Below are 1639 nucleotides of genomic sequence, written 5' to 3' on the forward strand. Positions count from 1 at the left end.
CTTTTGTCAGATCGTTCTTTAAAAATTCGGATATGTGATAGATATAGACTGAACACCAGTTTCACTGCTGGTGGATCAGGCTAAGGTAAAATTTGTGAGTTCTGCTCGAAAGAGCAACGTACGAATTTTCGGCGAATGTCGTCTTCACAGTATAACCAGATTGCTTGGGGTTATATGGTCAAGTGAAGAAGCGCATACGGTGGATGCCTTGGCAGTCAGAGGCGATGAAAGACGTGGTAGCCTGCGATAAGCTTTGGGGAGTCGGCAAACAGACTGTGATCCAGAGATCTCTGAATGGGGGAACCCACTCAGCATAAGCTGAGTATCTTGTACTGAATACATAGGTGCAAGAGGCGAACCAGGGGAACTGAAACATCTAAGTACCCTGAGGAAAAGAAATCAACCGAGATTCCCTTAGTAGTGGCGAGCGAACGGGGACCAGCCCTTAAGTTGATTTGAGATTAGTGGAACGCTCTGGAAAGTGCGGCCATAGTGGGTGATAGCCCCGTACACGAAAATCTCTTATCAATGAAATCGAGTAGGACGGAGCACGAGAAACTTTGTCTGAATATGGGGGGACCATCCTCCAAGGCTAAATACTACTGACTGACCGATAGTGAACCAGTACCGTGAGGGAAAGGCGAAAAGAACCCCGGAGAGGGGAGTGAAATAGAACCTGAAACCGTATGCGTACAAGCAGTGGGAGCCTACTTTGTTAGGTGACTGCGTACCTTTTGTATAATGGGTCAGCGACTTATATTCAGTGGCGAGCTTAACCGAATAGGGGAGGCGTAGCGAAAGCGAGTCTTAATAGGGCGTTTAGTCGCTGGGTATAGACCCGAAACCGGGCGATCTATCCATGGGCAGGTTGAAGGTTAGGTAACACTGACTGGAGGACCGAACCGACTACCGTTGAAAAGTTAGCGGATGACCTGTGGATCGGAGTGAAAGGCTAATCAAGCTCGGAGATAGCTGGTTCTCCTCGAAAGCTATTTAGGTAGCGCCTCATGTATCACTCCAGGGGGTAGAGCACTGTTTCGGCTAGGGGGTCATCCCGACTTACCAAACCGATGCAAACTCCGAATACCTGGAAGTGCCGAGCATGGGAGACACACGGCGGGTGCTAACGTCCGTCGTGAAAAGGGAAACAACCCAGACCGTCAGCTAAGGTCCCAAAGTCATGGTTAAGTGGGAAACGATGTGGGAAGGCTTAGACAGCTAGGAGGTTGGCTTAGAAGCAGCCACCCTTTAAAGAAAGCGTAATAGCTCACTAGTCGAGTCGGCCTGCGCGGAAGATGTAACGGGGCTCAAACCATGCACCGAAGCTACGGGTATCACCTTATGGTGATGCGGTAGAGGAGCGTTCTGTAAGCCTGTGAAGGTGAGTTGAGAAGCTTGCTGGAGGTATCAGAAGTGCGAATGCTGACATGAGTAACGACAATGCGAGTGAAAAACTCGCACGCCGAAAGACCAAGGTTTCCTGCGCAACGTTAATCGACGCAGGGTTAGTCGGTCCCTAAGGCGAGGCTGAAAAGCGTAGTCGATGGAAAACAGGTTAATATTCCTGTACTTCCAGTTATTGCGATGGAGGGACGGAGAAGGTTAGGCCAGCCTGGCGTTGGTTGTCCAGGTTTAAGGT

The 1639-nt window shown here is 49.8% G+C and carries 1 rRNA gene; it reads left to right on the forward strand.

Going from position 1 to position 1639, the window contains the following annotated elements:
• Window positions 1–176 precede the first annotated feature (176 nt).
• A 23S ribosomal RNA gene (locus E8E68_RS00005) occupies window positions 177–1639 on the forward strand; the annotation flags it as partial.

The organism is Pseudomonas sp. BN607, assembly GCF_029871175.1.
Taxonomy (GTDB): domain Bacteria; phylum Pseudomonadota; class Gammaproteobacteria; order Pseudomonadales; family Pseudomonadaceae; genus Aquipseudomonas.